Genomic DNA, 1,561 nt, shown 5'->3' on the forward strand with positions numbered 1-1,561 from the left:
TGAAACAGCATGAAGGAAAAAAAGATAGCATAGCGGGCAAACGACAATGTGCCGGATGGTCAGGAGATTTTCGTAGCGAGGTTATCTTTGGTTAATTCATCAACAAAGTAGAATCCCGCCCTGTCCTAAACCGTTGGGGGAAAGGCGACAATTACGAAGCAATACCGAATTTTTCTTGTTGCATTATTTTTAAAATAGACTCTAAGTATTTAAAATAAATTAATCTTTTTGGAGTATGATTTATGCGTTACCGAAAATTATTACCATTAATTATATCCTCTTTAATTTCATCACTTATTCCTAAAAATAAAAATATTTTTTTATTCAGTTCATGGATGGGACTTAAATATTCAGACAATCCGAAATATTTAATGGAATTCATATTGAAAAATAAAGACATATATAAAAACATAAAATGTATCTGGATAGTTAAAAACAAAGAAATATTAAAATCAATTAAAAATAAAGACATAGAAATTATCTACTTTAGGAGTTTAAAAGGCATATGGTATCAACTACGTGCTAAGGTTATATTTTTCACACACAGCGTAAAATCTGAGTATTTAAGCTATGTAATCGGACATAATACGTTAAGAATTCAAACATGGCATGGTGTACCTTTAAAAAAAATTGGATTTGATGATTTTTTATTTACTAATAAAAAAACAAGTGATCTAATAAAAAGAAAATGGTTCCGTTTTTTAATAAATGAACATTATGATTTTATCCTTTCTACAGGAAAAGAGTGTACGGAAAAATTTTCAACTGCATTCTTAGAAGATGAGAAAAACATCATTGAATTTGGTTTTCCTAGGAATGATGTCTTTCTCAAAACTGCCGAAATTATCAAATCGTCAAGTATTTACAAAGTAATATACATGCCTACCTTTAGGGGGAAATTGGGGGCTAAAATAGATCTATTTTCACCGTATGGGTTTTCACCTGAATATATTGATAAAATGCTAGAAAAAAACAACATCTCACTAACTTTAAGAATGCATCCAGTTAACTACCCTAATGATATTTTTTTAGCATCTATTAAGAACTGCAAGAACATTATATTAGATACATCTGAGGACATCTACGACAGTATAAATAAATATGACTGTCTTATTTCAGACTATTCAAGTATCATCTTTGATTTTTTACTTACTGAGAAACCGATTATATTCACTCCTTTTGATAAAAAAACTTACCTCGAGAATGATAGAGAGTTCTACTACTCTTATGAAGAAATAGCTTTTGATAAAGTGTACATAGACTGGATGGATGTATTAAACTCCATTATTGAAATAAAAAAAAACGGGTACACTCCGTCTGCAGAACATAAAAAAACAAGAGACAGATTTCATAAAAACAAAGAGTTCAACTCTTCCGAATTAATTATTAAACACATCATAGATAAATTAAAAAAACCGTAACAAAAATGGCTAATAATAGGGTCACGTATTCAACTCGGTGATCGTCAGGTAGAATGTTCATCTGTTTTCCTAAATATTTAGAAGAAGAGCCTGATGGCAACGGTTGAGGTAAAATGCCCGTTTTGTGAGCAAACAGACCC

General features: G+C 30.4%; 1 protein-coding gene. It reads left to right on the forward strand.

Annotated elements, in window-relative coordinates; all coding sequences use genetic code 11:
- The first annotated feature begins 242 nt into the window (after positions 1–242).
- Positions 243–1,421: a CDP-glycerol glycerophosphotransferase family protein gene (locus tag Q3A88_RS21765; RefSeq protein ID WP_317178655.1), complete on the forward strand. Its 1,179-nt coding sequence runs from the start codon at positions 243–245 to the stop codon at positions 1,419–1,421.
- Positions 1,422–1,561: the final 140 nt, after the last annotated feature.

Source organism: Pectobacterium sp. HCp5_1 (assembly GCF_032905925.1).
Classification (GTDB): Bacteria; Pseudomonadota; Gammaproteobacteria; order Enterobacterales; family Enterobacteriaceae; genus Pectobacterium; species Pectobacterium brasiliense_A.